The sequence below is a fragment of the Actinospica robiniae DSM 44927 genome (assembly GCF_000504285.1).
GTDB lineage: Bacteria > Actinomycetota > Actinomycetes > Streptomycetales > Catenulisporaceae > Actinospica > Actinospica robiniae.
In genome coordinates this window covers 6,907,655-6,925,624 of sequence record NZ_KI632511.1, presented here as the reverse complement: position 1 = coordinate 6,925,624, position 17,970 = coordinate 6,907,655, and the positions used below count along the sequence as shown (strand labels likewise).

The 17,970-nt window shown below is 66.6% G+C and carries 18 protein-coding genes; 6 read left to right on the top strand and 12 right to left on the bottom strand.

Annotated features, from left to right (window positions below; genetic code table 11):
* Positions 1-37: 37 nt before the first annotated feature.
* Genes ACTRO_RS29750 through ACTRO_RS29735 form a run of 4 tightly spaced genes read left to right on the top strand, consistent with a single transcriptional unit; the run spans position 38 to position 6,376 of the window.
* The gene (locus tag ACTRO_RS29750) at positions 38-3,145 is read left to right on the top strand and encodes a lantibiotic dehydratase (protein WP_034268375.1); all 3,108 of its coding nucleotides are present in this window, start codon (positions 38-40) and stop codon (positions 3,143-3,145) included.
* On the top strand, positions 3,142-4,314 hold the full coding sequence (locus ACTRO_RS29745; protein ID WP_051451588.1) for a lanthionine synthetase C family protein: 1,173 nt from the start codon (positions 3,142-3,144) through the stop codon (positions 4,312-4,314). Before ACTRO_RS29750 ends, ACTRO_RS29745 begins: the two co-directional genes overlap by 4 nt.
* The gene (locus ACTRO_RS29740; protein WP_034268373.1) at positions 4,296-5,276 is read left to right on the top strand and encodes a thiopeptide-type bacteriocin biosynthesis protein; all 981 of its coding nucleotides are present in this window, start codon (positions 4,296-4,298) and stop codon (positions 5,274-5,276) included. Before ACTRO_RS29745 ends, ACTRO_RS29740 begins: the two co-directional genes overlap by 19 nt.
* A 2-nt stretch (positions 5,277-5,278) precedes the next feature.
* Entirely contained in the window at positions 5,279-6,376 is a 1,098-nt protein-coding gene (locus tag ACTRO_RS29735) for a hypothetical protein (RefSeq protein WP_034268371.1), read from the top strand.
* An 85-nt stretch (positions 6,377-6,461) separates the two neighbouring features.
* On the opposite strand, the gene ACTRO_RS47605 is transcribed toward ACTRO_RS29735, so the two are convergent.
* The 5 genes from ACTRO_RS47605 to ACTRO_RS29710 form a co-directional block, all read right to left on the bottom strand.
* A complete protein-coding gene (locus ACTRO_RS47605) occupies positions 6,462-7,517 on the bottom strand; it encodes an HNH endonuclease (protein WP_342673735.1) in 1,056 nt (351 codons plus the stop codon).
* Between the two features lie 250 nt (positions 7,518-7,767).
* Entirely contained in the window at positions 7,768-9,213 is a 1,446-nt protein-coding gene (locus tag ACTRO_RS46180) for a restriction endonuclease (protein ID WP_211244456.1), read from the bottom strand.
* 73 nt (positions 9,214-9,286) lie between these two features.
* Positions 9,287-10,291, bottom strand: coding sequence for a DnaB-like helicase N-terminal domain-containing protein (locus ACTRO_RS29720; RefSeq protein ID WP_034268365.1), 1,005 nt, complete (start codon positions 10,289-10,291; stop codon positions 9,287-9,289).
* 8 nt (positions 10,292-10,299) lie between these two features.
* The gene (locus ACTRO_RS29715; RefSeq protein ID WP_034268362.1) at positions 10,300-10,593 is read right to left on the bottom strand and encodes a hypothetical protein; all 294 of its coding nucleotides are present in this window, start codon (positions 10,591-10,593) and stop codon (positions 10,300-10,302) included.
* Between the two features lie 66 nt (positions 10,594-10,659).
* Positions 10,660-10,854, bottom strand: coding sequence for a helix-turn-helix transcriptional regulator (locus ACTRO_RS29710; RefSeq protein ID WP_034268359.1), 195 nt, complete (start codon positions 10,852-10,854; stop codon positions 10,660-10,662).
* A gap of 166 nt (positions 10,855-11,020) precedes the next feature.
* Here ACTRO_RS29710 and ACTRO_RS44125 point away from each other — a divergent pair, with 166 nt between their 5' ends.
* Together ACTRO_RS44125 and ACTRO_RS29700 are read left to right on the top strand one after the other, a co-directional pair.
* Positions 11,021-11,629 (top strand): helix-turn-helix domain-containing protein, encoded by a 609-nt coding sequence (locus tag ACTRO_RS44125; protein ID WP_157436532.1) that lies wholly within the window; start codon positions 11,021-11,023, stop codon positions 11,627-11,629.
* Between the two features lie 22 nt (positions 11,630-11,651).
* The gene (locus ACTRO_RS29700; RefSeq protein ID WP_051451586.1) at positions 11,652-12,908 is read left to right on the top strand and encodes a tyrosine-type recombinase/integrase; all 1,257 of its coding nucleotides are present in this window, start codon (positions 11,652-11,654) and stop codon (positions 12,906-12,908) included.
* 69 nt (positions 12,909-12,977) lie between these two features.
* Here ACTRO_RS29700 and ndk read toward each other — a convergent pair whose 3' ends face one another.
* The 7 genes from ndk to ACTRO_RS29665 all read right to left on the bottom strand — a co-directional run bounded on the left by ndk (position 12,978) and on the right by ACTRO_RS29665 (position 17,918).
* A complete protein-coding gene (gene ndk / locus ACTRO_RS29695) occupies positions 12,978-13,409 on the bottom strand; it encodes a nucleoside-diphosphate kinase (protein WP_034268356.1) in 432 nt (143 codons plus the stop codon).
* 144 nt (positions 13,410-13,553) lie between these two features.
* Positions 13,554-13,886 (bottom strand): DUF4233 domain-containing protein, encoded by a 333-nt coding sequence (locus ACTRO_RS29690; protein ID WP_211244455.1) that lies wholly within the window; start codon positions 13,884-13,886, stop codon positions 13,554-13,556.
* Between the two features lie 133 nt (positions 13,887-14,019).
* Positions 14,020-15,396, bottom strand: coding sequence for a bifunctional tetrahydrofolate synthase/dihydrofolate synthase (gene folC / locus ACTRO_RS29685; RefSeq protein WP_051451585.1), 1,377 nt, complete (start codon positions 15,394-15,396; stop codon positions 14,020-14,022).
* Positions 15,397-15,442: 46 nt separating this feature from the next.
* On the bottom strand, positions 15,443-16,279 hold the full coding sequence (gene mutM, locus ACTRO_RS29680; protein ID WP_034268347.1) for a bifunctional DNA-formamidopyrimidine glycosylase/DNA-(apurinic or apyrimidinic site) lyase: 837 nt from the start codon (positions 16,277-16,279) through the stop codon (positions 15,443-15,445).
* A complete protein-coding gene (rnc, locus tag ACTRO_RS29675) occupies positions 16,272-17,024 on the bottom strand; it encodes a ribonuclease III (protein ID WP_034268345.1) in 753 nt (250 codons plus the stop codon). The genes mutM and rnc overlap by 8 nt, the downstream gene beginning before the upstream one ends.
* A gap of 25 nt (positions 17,025-17,049) precedes the next feature.
* Complete coding sequence (gene rpmF / locus ACTRO_RS29670) at positions 17,050-17,223, bottom strand: 50S ribosomal protein L32 (protein ID WP_034268343.1); 174 nt, start codon at positions 17,221-17,223, stop codon at positions 17,050-17,052.
* 119 nt (positions 17,224-17,342) lie between these two features.
* Positions 17,343-17,918 carry a YceD family protein gene (locus ACTRO_RS29665; RefSeq protein WP_034268341.1) on the bottom strand — a complete coding sequence of 192 codons (576 nt, stop codon included), beginning with the start codon at positions 17,916-17,918 and terminating at the stop codon, positions 17,343-17,345.
* Positions 17,919-17,970 lie beyond the last annotated feature (52 nt).

The following is a 17,970-nucleotide window of genomic DNA, read 5'->3' as shown; positions in this document are numbered from 1 at the left end:
TAGGCCAACGCTCGGCCCACACGAAGGAGGTTGGAACGTGGCTGTCTCATCTCGATACGAACACGCTGGCGTCGTACTCGTTCGCGCTACGACCTATACGGCGGGCCTGGACCTTCCGCTGAGCTTCGACCCCGCCGACGACTCCGCAATGCGGAGCGAAGGCCGCGTCTGGCTGGCACGTGTGTGGGCGGAGGACCGGTTTCGAGAAGCCCTGAGCGTCGCTAGTCCTGCTCTCGCCACGCAGATCGACACGGTCCTCTCCGAAGATCCGGCCCGCTTGGTCGTCCGTGACCTGCGTCGTACGGTCCTCTCGGCAATCTCCTACGTGGCCAGGTGGCAGCGCCGTACGACCCCATTCGGGCTGTTCGCGGGCGTAGCCAGTGCCGCCGCCGGAACACGCGCAGATGGCCAGATCGGCACGGATCATCGTGTCCATCTCCGAGCGGACGCCGAATGGCTTGGCGTGCTGGTCGATGAGCTCGAAGGTCACCCGCAGTTACGTCGCAGGCTTCTGGTCGCCGCCGACAGCGGACGCGTCGTCCGGGACGACCGGGTGATCGTCGCAGGCCGTCCTCGACCCGGTGAGTTTCCCGGGCCGCTCCTCGAGCTTTCGGTGGCCAACACCCGGCCCGTGCAGGCGGCCCTGAACCTGTGCGCTCAGCCGATCCGCTTCGACGAACTCGTGCCGCGACTGGCAGCGCAGTTCCCGGCCGTAGCCGTTGAGAAGATCGAGCAGTTGCTCCACAACCTGATTGACCACCAGATCGTCACTACGAGCCTCCGCGCTCCGATGACAGCTGTTGACGCATTCGCCCATGTCCTGGACGCCTTGAGAGCCGCGGCAGCTCACGAACTGCCGGATCTGAAGGTCACGGTAGACCGACTCGACGAGATCGCCGCCAGCCTTCGGTCTGCGTCGTGCACATCCCTGACTCCGGTGGGAACGAGTACGCGCAGAAGGATCGTCGCGATGATGCGCGCGGCGGCACCGCGGCACGACACTCACGGCTATCCGCTGGCCGTCGATGTTCGACTCGATGCGAAGATCACTGTTCCGGACGCGGTTCTGCGCGAGGCCGCTGCCGCTGCGGACGTCCTGGTCAGATTGAGCACGAAGCCGTTCGGCACGTCGGCCTGGATCAACTACCACCAGCGTTTCCGGGCTCGCTATGGTCCAGGCGCGCTCGTCCCGGTCCGCGAACTGGTCGCCGATTCAGGGCTCGGCTACCCAGCCGGCTATCTCGGCGCCCCACAGGCCCGCCCCACGTGGCGAACGGTCAATGAGCGCGATGTGACCATGCTGGCGGCCCTTCAGCGCGCGAATTGGGAACGATCGCAGGAGATCGAGCTAACAGAACCACTGATCCGGGCGTTGACGGCCGGAGAGCGAGGCACTCCGGTCCCGCCGCAGCGGGTCGAGCTCGCCTTCGACCTCCACGCGCACAGCCTCGATGACATCGACCGTGGCCGATTCGAACTGTGGATCGATGCCGTACCCAGGTCGGGCAGCAGCATGGCTGGCCGCTTCGCCTACCTCTTCGACTCAGCAGACACAGCACGACTGGCCGCGTCATTCCGTGATGAGGCTCCGAACACAGCGGCAATGCAGCTGTCGTTCCCGCCCCGACGCCTCCACAACGAGAACATCGTGCGCACGCCGGAGCTGCTTCCGGACGTGATCCGGATTTCCGAGTTCAGCGCTGACGGCCGACCGGGAGTCTCCGTGGACGACCTTGGCGTCACCGCCGACGACGAGCAGCTCTACCTCGTGCACCTGCCGACCGGCAAGCGCGTCGTCCCCCGCACGCTGCACGCTCTCGAAGCCACAATCCACACGCCGTTGCTCGCTCGCTTCTTGTCCGAAGTCGCTGACGCGCGCAGCGCCGTGTTCTCACCTTTCAACTTCGGCGCCGCCCGGACGCTGCCCTATACGCCGCGTATCCGGTACCGGCGAACGGTCCTCGCGCCCGCGCGGTGGCTGCTCAAGGCCTCGGACCTCGGAGACGATGTAGCCGCCGGCGAGTGGGAGCGGCGGTTGAAGGACTGGGCTGGGGAGTGGCGCGTTCCAGCTCGCGTCGTCCTCTGCCAAGGGGAACTGCGACTGCCTCTCGACCTGGACCACGTGCTGGATCGGGCGCTCCTGCGCCTCCAGCTCAGACGCACCGAACGAGTTGAGCTGCGGGAGGCGGGCGACCCGGACGCGCACGATTGGCTCGGCGTGCCCTCGCAACTGCTCGTCCCGCTCGTCTTGAAGGCTTCGTCGTCTACGAGGCAGCTGCCCGCCGTCACCACCAGACCAAGCCCTGCTCAGAACGCTGGCTACGGTGACGTGCTCCACGTCCAGCTGATCGGGAATCCGGCACGCTTCGACGAGATCCTGGGCAGGCATCTGCCGGCCGCTGTCGAAGGGCTCGGCGGCGACCGGGTTGTTCGCTGGTGGGTTCGGAGATTCCGCGATCTGATTCGGCTGGACACCGACCAGTACGTCTCACTCTTCCTCCGGCTGGCCGACTCGGACGCGTACGGGAATGTCGCGCGCCAGGTCGCGAACGTCGCAAGCGGTCTACAGGCCCGCGGGCTCATATCGCGAGTGGCCATCGCCTCGTACCAGGAACAGCCCGGCCGATACGGCGAAGGAGAGGCGCTCGCCAGCGCAAAGCTCGTCTTCGCCGCCGACACCGCGGCGGCCGTCGCGCAGATCAACGCCGCAGCCCAAGCAGCGATCCCGGCACAAGCCCTTGCCGCCGTGTCGATGACCGTCATAGCCGCGGCATTCGCGCCGGACGCCGAGACCGGATGCCGACTGCTCGCGCAGGTGTTGAAGCAGGAGACCGGGCCCATGGACCGTGCCCTCCGCGAGGTCGCCGTCAGGCTTGCGGAACCGACCCGCCGATATGCGGAGATATCGAAGCTGCGTGGGGGCGAGGCTGTCGTGCGGGCGTGGGACGCGCGTGACGAGGCCCTGAAGTCCTACTACACGGCGTTGGCCGCTCAGCGCGACCCATCGGGTGTGCTTCGCACGCTGCTGCACGACCACCACGTTCGAGCGCTCGGGGTCGATCCCAAGTTCGAAGCCCTCACAAATCGCCTCGCTCGCTCCTGCGCGCTGCGTCGCATAGCGCTGTCAGAGGTGGGCAGCCGATGACGATCGACCCGACCGAGACCAGCGACGACATCGAGCAAGCCCGCGCCCAGTCGCTTGCTTCCGGCGCAGCCGGCACCGCGTTGCTCGACGTGGAACGCGCTCTGACCGGCAGCGGTGCTTGGAAACCGGCAGCCGCGCAGATCCGCGCGGCGACGGCGTCGCCCATCACCGCGGCAGGACACACCGGCCTCTACTACGGCGTCCCCTCGATCTGCTTCCTGCTGCACGCGGCAACTTCGGACCGAGGCGCCCGCTACCGTACCGCCGCGAAAGTCGCAGACCAGCACACCATCGCTGTCGTGGAGCTCCGAGTCGGTGCGGCAATCAGAGCTCGTACCGAAGGCCTACCGCTGACCTTCAAGGAGTACGACCTCCTCTATGGACTGGTCGGGCTCACCTCACTGATGGTGCGCCACCTGCCGGAAGCCGCAGTCCTTCCCGACGCTCTCAACTACCTCGTCGGTCTGACTACGCCGCGCCACGTCGACGGCCTGGCCGTCTCCGGATGGTGGGTTGAGCACGACCCGGACCGGATCGTGCCCACTCCTGGCGGCCACGCGAATCTCGGGATGGCACATGGGGCCGCCGGCCTCCTCGCCGTCCTCGCGATCTCGGCCTCGCGCGGTATCGAGGTACCCGGCCAGCGCGAAGCGATCGAGTCGATACTCGACTTCTTCGATCAGTGGCGTCAAGAAGGGCCGGACGGGCCCTGGTGGCCGCAGTGGCTCACACGCGAGGACTTGCGGTCGGGCGAGCCCAGCCAGAGGTCGCCAGGGCGAATCTCGTGGTGCTACGGGGCGCCCGGCATCACCCGTGCACAGCAGTTGGCCGCGCTCGCACTCGGAGACGACGTACGCCAGGCACGCGCCGAACAGGACTTCGCGGCGAACCTCACTGAGACCAACTTCCGGCAGATCAAGGATGCAGGGATCTGCCATGGCGCGGCCGGCATCTTCCAGACCGCGTGGCGCGCATCGCGAGACGCGAAGACGCCCCACCTCGCTGGCCGGCTGCCCGACGTCGCCCTACTAGTGAAGCGCCAGAGCGCTGAAGCCGCCGCCCGGCCGGGCTTCCTCACCGGCGCTGCCGGCGTCGAACTCGCCCTCGAAACCCTTCGTCGGGATGCTCCTCCGCTATCGGGATGGGACGCATGCCTACTGATCAACTAACCACCGCGCCTACCGCCTGCCTCGCGGACGGCGTGCTCTCGGTCCTCGCCGGTGGCGACTTCGCACAGATCGCAGCCCAGTTCAACATGACTCCCGAAGAGCTCGACGAGGCTGTCTGCGTCTACCAGGCCGCCGGAGTCGCCGCACTTGAGCAGCGTGCAGAACGCGAGTGGTTCCAGGTTCGCATCCAGTTCGTGGACTGGAATGCGGCCGAGAAGATCGGCGCGGGCGTGCTACTCCCCCAGCTCGATCGGCTGGAGCAGACCGGAGCGATCACCGGCTGGTGGTTCCTCCGGAAGTACCCCTGCTGGCGTATCCGAGTGCTGGGAATCGGCCCGTGCACGCCCGCCCAATCCGTCGCTCCCGTACTGGACGAACTGGCCGCTGCGGGCCACATCCAGCCCTGGCAGCCAACGATCTACGAGCCGGAAGTAGCCGCGTTCGGCGGCGACGTCGGAGTCAACGCGGCCCACAGTCTCTTCTTCGCCGACAGCCGCGGCGTCTTGGAGTACGTCAGTCACCCCGCACCCGGTCTGGGCCCTCGCGAGATGTCGATGCTGCTGTGCGCCGCGATGATGCGAGTTGCGGGGCTCGACTCCTTCGAGTGCGGCGACGTGTTCGACCGCGTGACCAGGCTCCGCCCTCGCCTCACCGCCGAAGCAGCACCCAAAATCGAGAAGCTGGCCGCAGACGTGGGCAGACTCCTACGCGTTCCGGTCTCCGCAGACTCAGCTCTCTTCGCCCCGGGCGGCCCCGCCCACCAGGCCCGGCCCTGGCTCTACGCATTCGAAGCGGCCGGCAGGACATTCGGCGAGGCCGCGGCCAGCGGCACCCTGGAACGCGGATTGCGAGCGATCCTCACCCACATAGTGATCTTCCACTGGAACCGCCTCGGTCTGTCGGCGACTCAGCAGCGCATCCTCGCCCGAGCCGCGACACTCGCCACCCTCCCTCGGAGCTGAACATGGACGAATCAACCCTCGTCGCAGCTTCGCGGCGCTTCCCCCTTCTTAGCCGCCCACGGCCGGCATGCCCCAGCCTGACCGAGCGAGTCGACGAGATCGCCCAGGTTGCTCAAAGCATCCGCGCTGGCGACGCCGACGTACTCACGAACGCAACCTACGTCCTGAACAAAGCCGCGCTGATCGCCAGCGACAGCGGCGACGCTCCCCTTGCCCGCGACCTGTGCTGGCAGCAAATCAACATCTTCCGCGACACCGGCCCGACCCTCAGCGTGACCAACGTCGGATACATGCTCGCACCCGTACTCAACCTCGCCCGACTCAGCATCCGCTCCGGCGGCGGCAACGACGCTGTCGACCTGCTGGAGAACATGCTCCGAGCCATCAAGGAGCGCTCCGATCTGGAAGTCGATGGCCGCGTGCTTCCCATCGCCGGGATGGTCGGCACAAGGGAGGAGCACCGGAAGCTCTATGAGTGGGCGTGGAAGTCCTGCATCTCAGACGGAGTTCGAGCGCTGGCATTACAGGCTCGTTGGGACGAGGCAGTCCAGCACGCCGAGCGGCACCGCGGCATTGGACTGCACCTCATGGAGGGACGCCAGGCCGCGATCGTCGCGGCCTGCTTGAACGGCCACGGGGGCGACGCGGCCGAACTCTTCGCGGCCAGCACCCTCACCGAGCCATGGGAACGGCAGGTCGCAACCTGCCTCGACGTCATGTGCACGTACACAGCAGGGAAAGACTTCACCGCGAAAATGACAGCGATGATCGCCAGCTTCTATGCCCTTCCACCGGTTTCCGGCCGTATGCCGTATTTTGCTCGATTGGGCGTCAGTGTCGCTACCCTCGCAAGAGGCTTCTCCCCCGAAGCAGCAAATCGGCTCCTCATGTACTCCGCCGAAAAAGTGCTGCTCTTGGGTGACGGGTATGCTGCGCGCGAGGTCGCCACCTACAAGAGCGCACCGCTTTGCCTGGACAGCATGCGGCAGCAAGAATTGCTCAAGGTTGCGGCTTCTTCGGGGCTAGGTTCAGGACCGCTGTCTGACGTTCTATTCACTTCCATTGATCTGAGCAAGAATGCATTATCCGGCGCAATCTAATTTCTACAAGAACAACTTCGAGAAGCGTGCACCGAAAAGTGAAGGCGCATAGCATTCGCGCGCTCCAATCCACTACACGCCAATTTTATGATCGACTAGACCGAAAGTCGCCGATATTATCGATGTCCGCGCAGAGGTTTAGCAGCACTCCATAGTCGTGATTCTTATTCTCGACCAACTCATCGACAACACTCTCGATATAGGGCATCCCTGGATAGAGCAGGCCGCGCTCCAGCCTATGCGAAGAATAGCCGAGCCGGTACTTCTCGAAAGTGAATCCGTCCCCACGAAACATGAGGCACAAACCCTCGTCAAATCGATAATACGGGTCCAAATCTTCAATGATAGCGTCAATGACAAAATTGACGGACCTGGTGGCTTCTACTACGAGAGAGAAGATGATGGCAGCTCGCACATCTTCGACACGAGACAATCTCTCGTATTTGTCCTCGTCCCACTCTAGGTTGACCGTCTCTCGGTGCATCATCAGAGAGTCTTCGCCCCACGATTTCATTGAACCGCTAAGCATAGACGATAGATCAGCCATGGCAAGCCGGTGGTTCTCAAAGGCTATAACCAGGGCTGGAAATCCCTTGTCCCACCTTTTCGCCAACAGCCACTCACAAAGCCGCTGCAGCTGCTCAAACCTATCCCGAGCAATCGTCGGCCGTGGCGTATTTAGACTGTAGCTGAGCTCATGCCAATCGTCGAGCCCAAGCTTTTTCTCCCAGATCGCCACCGATACTGCGGTTCGTTCACACAATTCGCGGCGCTTCTTCCCAGCTTCTCCAAGAGTAGAATCAACAGCCTCCTCGTGCGTTGCCTTCATGGCAACGAGCATCTCTACCGGAAAATCGGATCCGCCGTCTTTATCGATCTTTGTATGGTGCGTCGGACATAGCAAGATAAGATTTTCGTAACTGTCGAGCATATCTACCGGATAGCTCTCATCGTGCCTTGGACCATCAGCCTTACTAGATCGAATGTGAGCTTCCTCGCCCAAGATGATTCCTGCGCTCTGAGCGATTTCCAAGGCATCCATACCAGGTGTATCGATCAGCTTCTGGGAGCAGCCAGTGTAAGCGCAACGGTTCCCAGCCCTTCCCCAAAGGTATTTCCGCGGCACGACATTAATGGACATTGACACCCATCTCGCTCACATTACGCGAAGGTTCTTCCTGCGGCCGATTCTGCCCTAACCGCCTCAAGTCACTTCTCAAATGCTACCATTTCGGCAATAGCTATGGGCACGCTTTACCAGATTTACTGGGAGGCCCCATGATCCATACTCTGCAGGAACCCCGAGATCGTGCCCGGAGTCCGAGCTCTGCGCCCACTTGACGACACAACGCAGCCTTCCCTCCTTCTCCTACACGTAGCAGTACCGTGCATCAGCTCCGACCGATCAATACATCGAGACCCATGTGTTCGAGGAGGAGCGCCTTCAGGTGGGTACCGTCGTACAGGGTGATGCGGCCCATCTCTCTGGCGTAGTCGTAGCTGGCCTTGCCGAACTTGGAGGTGGTCACGACGATGCCGGTGGCGGCCTTCTTCTGGGCCATGCTGCCGTAGAGGGCGCGGACGGCTTCGACGGGGACGGTCTTGCTGTAGCGCTTCGCTTGGATGACGCAGACGCCGGTGTTGAAGGGCTCTTCGCGGTAGGCGATGGCGTCGATGCCGTCGTCCTGTGAGTTCTGGGTGCGCCAGGACTTCATGCCCATGGCCTCTGCGAGCTGCTGGATGAGCTTTTCGAACTCGTACGGCGAGATCTTCATCAGGTCGGTGCGGTGATCGAGGGCGGCCAGCGCTGCAACCTCGCCGGCGAGCTTGTACTTCTTGAGGAACTCAAGGTCGATGATCGGCGTCACCGGGATCAGGTCGTAGGGGTTCTCGGTGATGAGGGCCTTTAGGTGGTGGAGGCACTGGACGGCATCGAGTTCCGGGGAGTCGAGGACCAGCGTCCCGAACTGCTCGCGTTCGGCTTGAACCGTGACGAGGCAGGGGTTGATCTTCTGGCCGGTGGCTGGGTCGGTTCCTCGTGAGTGGCCGTTTAGGACCACTTCGACGACGAGTTCAGGGGACGTGATCTGCATCGTGTAGTCGAGGGCGCTCAGGGCTATCCCGGCCACGAGCTTGCGGTAGAGCACTTGCACCTCGGCGTCTTTGCGGGCGATCGGTTCGATCAACTTCTTCGAGGCGACGTACTTGTACTCCCGCGCGACGGGGATGTTCGTTTTACGGGGTAGATCGACCTGGAGCACCAGTCTGCGAGCTTCGGGCTCGTACGTGCCGGTCACGACGTCGCGGCCCTGAAGATAGTTGAGACCGTTCAACACGCTGCAGACGGCGTCCGCGAAGAGCTGGCCGTCGTCGGCCTGCGGGTCGACGTCTGTCGATGTGCGCAGATCCGCCAGGTCGCGGTCTCGGCCAGCCAGGATGTGGTCGATGTACTCGACCAACTCGGTGACCTCATCCGTCTTTCGGTCGGCCTCGTCGCGCAGTGCCTGGATCTCGTCGGCCTTGCGCTTGCGCTCATAGGCCGCGGCTTGGGCCTTCGCCGTGCGCTCGCTCTGGGCCTCGCGGCTGTCGATGCCTCGGAGCACCGCCGCAACGGCGCGTGCGTTCTCGGCGCGCTCCTTCGCCTCGCGGTTTGCCTCGGCGCGTTCTGCGCGGCGCTGTTCGGCTTCGAGGCGCTTCTGTTCGTCGCGCTGACGCTTGGCCTCGGCGTCCGCCGCCTTCTTCGCTGCTGCCGCCTGCTGCCGCTTCTCGGCTTGCTGCTGCTTGGCGAACTCGCGGTACATCTGGGCAGGGGTCTTCCGCTCGTCGCGGCTCGCCATGGTGGCCTCCGAGGATCACAGCAGTCTGTCTTGCCGGATCCTTCCCGGAGTGCTTCATGATCGAACGGACGGATCAGGAGCCCATGCGGGGGCCGTGGCCGCGCTCGGGGCCGCGTGGCGGGTCGTAGGACGGGCGGGGGTAGTCAGGTTCGGGCTCGGGGATGCGGTCGCGGCCGAGTTGGCGTTCGACGGCGTATGCCTGAGCCCGCTGGCTGTAGGTGGGGCCCGGGCGCGGTGTTCGTGGTGCGTTGGGGTGGGTGGTGGTCTGCGGGGTGGGGTTGGCGAGGCTGGGGAGGACTTCGGATGCGGTGCCGGGGGTTACGGGGATGGCGGCGAGCCGGTCGATGTAGGCGAGGGCGTCTACGCCGGGGCTGGAGCTGGGGGCGCCGATGGTGCCGGCGTGCTGGATGCGGTCGAGTTCCCAGGCGAGGGTCAGACGGTCGACGGGCTCGGCGCGGCGGTGGAGTTCCTGGAGGGCGTCGAAGGCGTCGCTGCGGGCGAGCGATGAGAAGTTGTCGGGGCTGAGCCAAGGCGGCAGCTGGTCGAGCTCGTTTGGGTGCTGGATCAGGTCGGCGAGGACGCGCTCTTCGCGGTTGGGGCGGCTGCCCTTCCAGCCTCCGGGGATGGGGGCTTGCTCGGCTTCGTCAGAGATTGTGACGCTGGCGCGGTCTAGGACTTCGGCCTCGGCGTGGAGTTGGGTGTTGGGCTCAGAGGAGTCTCGGAGGCGGGCGGCGTGGAGTTGCATGGTGCGGTGGAGATCCGACTCGACGAGCATGCGGGCGTAGGCAGCGACCGACTCGGGGTGAGGGCAGGCGTTGGCGAGGGCCTCGTAGTCGGGGCTGGCGCCAGTGGCGGAGTAGACGTTGTCGAGGTGGGCGCTCAGGGTGCTGCCGGACTGGTCGGGGTCGCGGGACAGCTCGGTGCGGATGGCGCCGAAGAGGGCGGCGCGGGCGGGGTCCGCGAACTGGGCGGGGTCCAGGTAGGCAATGTCCTGGAAGACGTCGGGGCGTAGGAGGAGGGCGCCCAGGACGGCTTGCTCGGCGCGTTCTGCCAGAGACTCGAGGGCTTCGGTGGTCATGGGCCGTCTCACCTCTCCCCTGCCGTCTGAGCAGCCGTCTGGAATGCTGCCTGGACCGGCTTCGAGCGCTCCACCGAGGCGCGTACGGCTGCGTCGGCGGCGGCGAGTTTGGCGGCGAAGGAATCGAGGCCGTCAGAGACCTGGCTGTCGGTCAGCTTCACCCAGCCGAAGGGGGCCATGCCCCACCACGCGTTCTCGTAGTGGATGTACTTGGTGATGGTCTGGCTGAGGCAGGTGGCCGCGCCCTCGATGAGGGCGCGAGCCATGGTCGTGTGGTCGAGCATTTCGATGCTCTCGCCCACGACCTCTCCCTCCTCTGCACAAGCACTCGCACGCGTCTTCGCTGATCAGCCTGCCGTGTGGCACGGTTACTCGCCACACAGGTCGGACGATCGTGTGGCGAGCCATGCGAGTACGTCCTCGCGCATGTAGCGGCGGTGCTTGCCGACCTTGTAGGAGCGCGGGCCAGTGCGCTTGTGGTTCATCTGGTAGAGCGTCGCGGCGGGGATGCCGAGGAATTCGGCGGTTTGCTGGTGGCTCCACAGGTGGTCAGGTGTGGTCATGGCTACCTCTTCTGTCTGTATGACTTCTTCTCTTGCGAGAGTGGCTAGGTAACCATCGTGCGCTCATGGCTTGAAATATGTAACTCAGGCGGTGAAACTAGTCAGTATGACTAGAGCGACCGGCGGGAAGGGCTCACCGAACTCCTCCTCCGTGGTGGCGGCAACGATGAGCGATGTCGCGGCCACGCGTATCCGCACGGCTCGGAAGCGGCGGGGCTGGTCGGCTCAGGAGCTTGCCGACCGGCTCGCGGCGGCCGGGGCGCCGGAGCTGAGCATGTTCGTCATTTCGAACATCGAGTCGGGGCGGCGGAAGGCGGACGGGAAGCGCCGGCGGGAGGTGACGGTGGATGAGTTGTTTCTCATCGCCTACGTGCTCGGGGTGCCGCCGATCCATCTGCTCGTGCCAGCCGAGGAAAGCGAGACGCCGGTCGAAGTCGCGCCAAACGTGCACGTGGACAAGCCGGATCTGATGCTTCGGTGGATCCGGGGCGACCAGACGTTGCCGGGGGTGGATCCGCGGGGGTACTTCGCCGCGACGCTTGAGCACGTTCAAGCTCCGGACGGGCAGCAGACGCTGGCCGAGTACACGAGGAATGTCCTGCACGATCAGGCTCGGGAGATCGTCGAGCAGTTCAACTCGGAGGCCGAGCAGTTGGCGGCGCGGGCGCGGGACAGGGTCAGCGCGTTGACCGAGAGCCTGGAGCAGGCGATCAGCAGCGGGGCTACGGGAGAGGAGTTGCAGGCGCTGCTACGCGAGATCAGCAAGAAGGAATGATGCGAGAGAAAGGAGTGGATTGATGGCCTTCGTGAAGGATCTGTGGTTCTCGAACGTCAAAGATCCAGAGACTGGGGACACCAAGAGGGAGAAGACGGATCGACACGGCAGGGGCAAGCGTTGGCTGGCCTCGTGGATCGATCCGGAGGGGCGCGAGCGGTCGCGTGCCTTTGAGAGGAAGGTCGACGCCGAGAAGCACGCTGACGCGATGTCTGTCGATGCGGCTCGCGGCGACTACATCGATCCGAAAGCCGGGCTGACGAAGTTCAGCGAGCTCGGGCAGCGTTGGCTCGATTCGCGGGTTGTGGACCCTTCGTCGATGATCCGGTACGAGTCGTCGTACCGGCTGCACGTGCTGCCCGCGTTCGGGAACAAGGCACTCAAGGCGATCACGCCCTCGCTGATCCAGGCGTGGATCGGGCAGATGGCTCAGTCGTTCTCGCCTTCGAGCATCACGACGGCGTTCCGCGTGCTCCAGGGCGTTCTGGAGCTGGCCGTCGCGGATGAGTCGATCAAGAAGAATCCGGCGAAGTCGCGTGTGGTGCAGGTTCCGAAGACGGGCGGGAAGGAGGTTCAGGCCTGGGCGGACGAGCAGGTACGGCTGCTGATCGACGCGCATCCTGATCCGTATCGGGCGATACCCGCGATCGGGGCGGCCTGTGGGCTGCGGCAGACCGAGCTGTTCGGGCTCGCGCTGGAGGACGTCGATTTCTCCGAGCAGGTGCTCAGGGTTCGTCGTCAGGTCAAGAAGCTCCGTGGCGGCTTCGTGTACGCCCTGCCGAAGAACGACCGGGAGCGAGTCGTGCCGCTGCCTACGTGGGCGGCGAAGGTGCTGCGGGGCCACGCCAAGGCCTACCGGCCGAGCCCGTACACGCTGCCTTGGGAAAAGCTGGACGGGAAGCCGCGCTCGCACAACCTGCTGTTCCGGTGGAGCGACGACAAGGCGCTTCGGGCCAACACGTTCAACGACTTCGTTTGGAAGCCGGCGCTCGTGAAGGCGGCCGTCATTCCCGAGCCTCCGGCTCAGAGGGTGCGCGGGCACGTGCAGTACGCGACGGACCGGGAGCACGGGATGCACGCGCTGCGGCATTACTACGCGAGCGTGCTGCTTGCTGATGGGGTCTCGATTAAGGAGCTGGCCGAGTACCTCGGCCACGCGGATCCCGGGTTCACGCTTCGGGTCTATGCACACATGCTCCCCGGCTCGCACGACCGGGCCATCAAGGCGATCGACCGGCGCATGGGAGGCGCCTTCCTCACGGAACAGTCGGTCGTCTGACGGAACAGGGACGGAACAAGACGGGGAGCAGGTTCAGCTACAGGCTTCTGAGCTGCGTATTCGCTGAGATTAAGCCAGATCCGGGAAGAACAGCTTGATCTCGCGCTCGGCCGAGGCCGGGGAGTCGGAGCCGTGGACGAGGTTCTGCACCACGGTGGTGCCGACGTCGGTGGCGAGGTCGCCGCGGATGGTGCCGGGCGCGGCCTTGACCGGGTCGGTGGCGCCGGAGAGGGTGCGGAAGGCCTCGATGCAGCGGTGGCCCTCGATCACCATGGCGACGACGGGGCCGGAGAGCATGAACGAGACCAGCGGCTCGAAGAACGGCTTGCCCTGGTGCTCCGCGTAGTGCTCCTCCACCAGTTCGCGGGGCAGGGTGCGCAGATCCATCGCGGCGATCCGGATGCCCTTCCGCTCGAGCCGGTCGATGATCGTGCCGATCAGGGCACGCTTGACGCCGTCGGGCTTGACCAGAACGAGCGAGCGCTCCACGAGGGTCGCCACCTTTCCTTCCTTTCCGCGCGCCACGCGTGGCCCACGAGCTTGTCCCCGCTTCCAGGGGGTGCGTTCACATGATGTTATGACCCAAGTCACGCCGGGTCATACCCGGGGCCGACGACCTCGGGGTTTCGCTCCGCGCGAGCGGGATCAATCGCCGTGGGCGGCTTCCCAGGCCCGCATGCGCTCGGCCTTGATCTGCTCGCCCTTCGCACCGTAGTGCAGGCCGGCCCACCACAGTCCGGCGAAGATGACGCCGAGCACGAACATGTCGGTGACCCAGAAGCCGGCCGCGATGAAGGCGACCTGCAGCGCCCAGCCGAGGGCGTAGGCCCAGCGGAAGCGCAGCAGGCCGCTCAGCAGGACGCTGATCACGCCGAGGACGACGGCCAGCTGCCAGCCGCCGGCCGGGTGCAGCTTGGCCGCGACCAGGCCGAAGAAGAGCGCGATGAAAGCCTCGAAGACGAGGACCGCAGCGGCCATCCGGCGCATGGGCTCTTGCCACCTCACCTGTGTTCTGAAGATCGGACCGGGCGCGGGGGTCCGGCGCCGGCTCCCGGCCCGCTCCACCTGCCCCGCCACCTGCTGTTCGCTACTGCCACGCTACGGCATGGCCTCAACCGCGCAGCAGCCGCCCCGCGTCTCCGGCGGTGACCACCGAGCCGGTCACCAGCACGCCCGCGCCGCCGAGGCTCGGGTCCGGCACGCCGGCTTCGGCCAGCGCCAGCGCGTGGTCGATCGCGTCGTCGAGCCGCTCCACCGCGATCACCCGGTCCTCGCCGAAGACGTCCTCGGCGAGCGCGGCCAGTTCCTCCACCGGCATCGAGCGCAGCGTGGAGTTGCGGGTCACCACGATCTCGTCCACGACCGGCTCGAACGCCTCGAGCACAGCGCGCACGTCTTTGTCCTTCATCGCCGCGAACACGCCGACGAGGTGCTCGAAGGTGAACTCCTCGCTGATCGCCTGCGCGGTGGCCGCGGCGCCGCCGGGGTTGTGCGCGGCGTCCAGGATCACGGCCGGGTTGTGGCGGATCACTTCGAGCCGGCCGGGCGAGCTCACCTTGGCGAACGCGGCGCGCACCACGTCCGGATCCAGCGTGCCGCCGCCCTGGCCGGCGCCGAGGAACGCCTCCACCGCGGCGATGGCGCAGGCCGCGTTCCCGGCCTGGTGCGCGCCGTGCAGCGGCAGGTAGAGGTCCGTGTACTCCTGCGACAGACCCTTGATGGTCAGCTGCTGGCCGCCGACCGCGAGCTGGCGCTCGACCACGCCGAACTCCAGGCCCTCGCGCGCGACGGTCGCGCCGACCTCGGACGCGCGCCGGATGAGCACCTCGGCCGCGTCCACCGGCTGCTGGGCCAGGACGGCCACGGCGCCCGGCTTGATGATCCCGGCCTTCTCCTCGGCGATGTCGCGCACGTTGTCGCCGAGCAGGTGGGTGTGGTCCAGCGAGATCGGGGTGACCACGGCGACCTGGGCGTCGATCACGTTCGTGGAGTCCCAGGTGCCGCCGAGTCCGACCTCGATGACGGCCACGTCCACCGGGGCCTCGGAGAACGCGGCGTAGGCCATGGCCGTGGTCATCTCGAAGAAGGAGAGCGGGAACGGCTGGCGCGCGTCGACCAGCTCGGCGTACGGGAGCAGCTCCCGGTAGACCTCGGTGAAACGTTCCCGGCTGATCGGCTCGCCGTCCACGCAGATGCGCTCGCGGATCTCGGCCAGGTGCGGACTGGTGGTGCGGCCGGTGCGCAGGTTCAGCTCGCGCAGCAGCGCGTCGGCCATCCGCGCGGTGGAGGTCTTGCCGTTGGTGCCGGTGATGTGGATCGAGGGGTACGCGCGCTGCGGTTCGCCGAGCACGTCCATGATCGCCGTGATCCGATCGAGCGAGGGCTCGATCCGGGTCTCCGGCCAGCGCTGGAGCAGTTCGGCCTCGGCGGCCCGGTACTGCGCTTCGATCTCCTGGCTGTGCTCGCTCCCGCTGCTCATATCGCCCATTGTTTCACCACTCGGCGGGGGCGTCGGACGTACCCCGGCGGCGGCTTCAGGGGCGTTGGCAGCGCGGGCAGAAGTAGCTGGAGCGGTTCATGAACGCCGCGCGCCGTATCGGGGTGTCGCAGCGCGGGCAGGGCAGGTCCTCCCGGCCGTACGCGTTGAGCGCGCGGGAGAAGTACCCTGACTCGCCGTTGACGTTGACGTACAGCGAGTCGAAGGACGTCCCGCCCTGTTCCAGGGATTCGCCGAGCACCTTGCGCACCTCGGCGAGCAGGGTGACCGCCTTGGGGCGGGTGAGCGCGCCGGCCGAGCGTTCGTAGTGCAGCCCGGCCCGCCACAGCGACTCGTCGGCGTAGATGTTGCCGATGCCGCTGATGAGCGTCTGGTCCAGCAGGGCGCGCTTGATCCCGGTCTGCTTGGCTCGCAGGGCCTTGAGGAACGCGGCGTCGTCGAACTCGGGGTCCAGCGGGTCGCGGGCGATGTGCGCGACCGGCGCGGGCACGGAGCCGGCCATCGGTTCCAGGCTCAGGCCGCCGAAGGTGCGCTGGTCCACGAAGCGCAGCTGCGGACCGCCGTCGCTGAACTCGACGCGCACGCGCAGGTGCACCTCGTCGGGGGCTTCCGCGGGCTGGACCAGGAGCTGGCCGCTCATGCCGAGGTGGCCGAGCAGCGCCTCGCCGCCGTCGAGCGGAAGCCAGAGGTATTTGCCGCGCCGGCCGGCGCCGAGCACGCGCTGGCCGGACAGCCGGCCTGCGAAGTCCGCGGCCCCGGCGACGTGCCGCCGGATCGCGCGGGGGTGGAGCACCTCGACCCGGCTGACGGTGCGTCCGGCGACCCACCGGTCCAGGCCTCGGCGTACGACCTCGACCTCGGGCAGCTCAGGCACCGGCGGGACTCGCGGGTCGGGCCGTGCCGTCGGGCTCCGCCTTGGCCGAGCCGTACTCCTTGCGGATGGCGCGGTAGGCGTGCTCGGCGGCGATCTGCTCGGCGTTCTTCTTCGACCGGCCCTGGCCGCTCGGGTAGTCGACCTCGTTCACCCGCACCCGGGCGGTGAAGGACTTGTCGTGCTCCGGGCCCTCTTCCTCGACCAGGTACGCGGGCACGCCGAGGGAGGGCTCGGCGGTCAGCTCCTGCAGCGAGGTCTTCCAGTCGAGGCCGGCGCCGAGTCCGGCGGAGGCCTCGATCAACCGGTCGAACAGCCGGTGGATCAGCTCGCTGACGGTGTCGAGACCGTGGTCCAGGTACACCGCGCCGAGCAGCGCCTCCATGGCGTCGGCCAGGATGGAGGACTTGTCGCGGCCGCCGGTGGCCTCCTCGCCCTTGCCCAGGCGCAGGAAGTCGCCGAGCTCGAGCTCGCGGCCCACCTCGGCCAGCGCCTTGGCACTGACCACATGGGAGCGGAACTTCGCCAGCTGACCCTCCGGCAGATCCGGATGGGTGTGGTAGAGCGTGCTGGTGACCACGATGCCGAGCACCGAGTCGCCGAGGAACTCCAACCGCTCGTTGGTCGGGCAGTGGCCGTTCTCGTAGGCGAAGGACCGGTGCGTGAGCGCCTGCTCCAGGAGCTGCGGGTCGATCGGCAGACCGAGCCGCTGCTCCAGGAGCACGGGCGGTTTCAGGGAGTCGGTCACGACCGTCTTCCGTCGGGCCGCGGCCTTAGACGGCCAGCACCTGGCGCTTGTCGTAGGTGCCGCAGTTCTGGCAGACGGTGTGCGGACGCTTCGTCTCCCGGCACCGGTCGCAGGCGACCAGGGTCAGCGGGGCGGCCTTCCACTGGGCGCGGCGCGTACGGGTACGGCTGCGGGACTTCTTGCGCTTCGGAACGGCCACGGCTCAAACTCCTGGTCAGTTACTGCAAAGGTCATTCGGTCGTACCCGACGACTTTACCGGAAGTCGGCGGGTGTTACGAACCACGGCCCCCGCACACGGGTTCGGCCGAGGTGACGGCCTATTCGGAGCGCTCGGTGCCGAGTCCGCTCAGGGCGGCCCAGCGCGGATCCACCGCGTCGTGGTGGTGCTCCGGATCCTCGGCCAGCGAGGCGCCGCACTGCGGGCACAGGCCCGGGCAGTCCGGCTCGCACAGCGGCTGCAGCGGGAGGTCGAGCATGACCGCGTCGCGCACCAGGGGTTCGACGTCGACGAGCTCCTCGACGACGGCGACGGCCTCCTCGCGCTCCTCGGCGGTCAGCTCCTCCGGGTCGTAATAGAAGAGCTCCTGGAAGTCGGCGTCGACCTCGACCTCGACCGGGTCGAGGCAGCGCACGCACTCGCCGACCAGCGAGCCGGAGACCCGGCCGGTGGCCAGCACGCCCTCCACGACGGACTCGAGGCGCAGGTCGAGCAGCAGGTCCGCGCTCTCCGGGGTGTAGAGCCCGTCGAGGGTGGAGCCGCCGCCGAGCAGGGCCTCGGCCGGCAGGTCGCGGTCGAACTGGCGCATCGCGCCGGGGCGCCGGCCGAACTCGCGCACGTCGAAGACGTAGGGCGAGCGCACGTCTGGACGCTTCGGCTTGGATACGGGAGGCATGCCTCAAGTCTACCCGCCGTTCGGCCGCCCTCGGCCGGGTTTACGCCGCGGC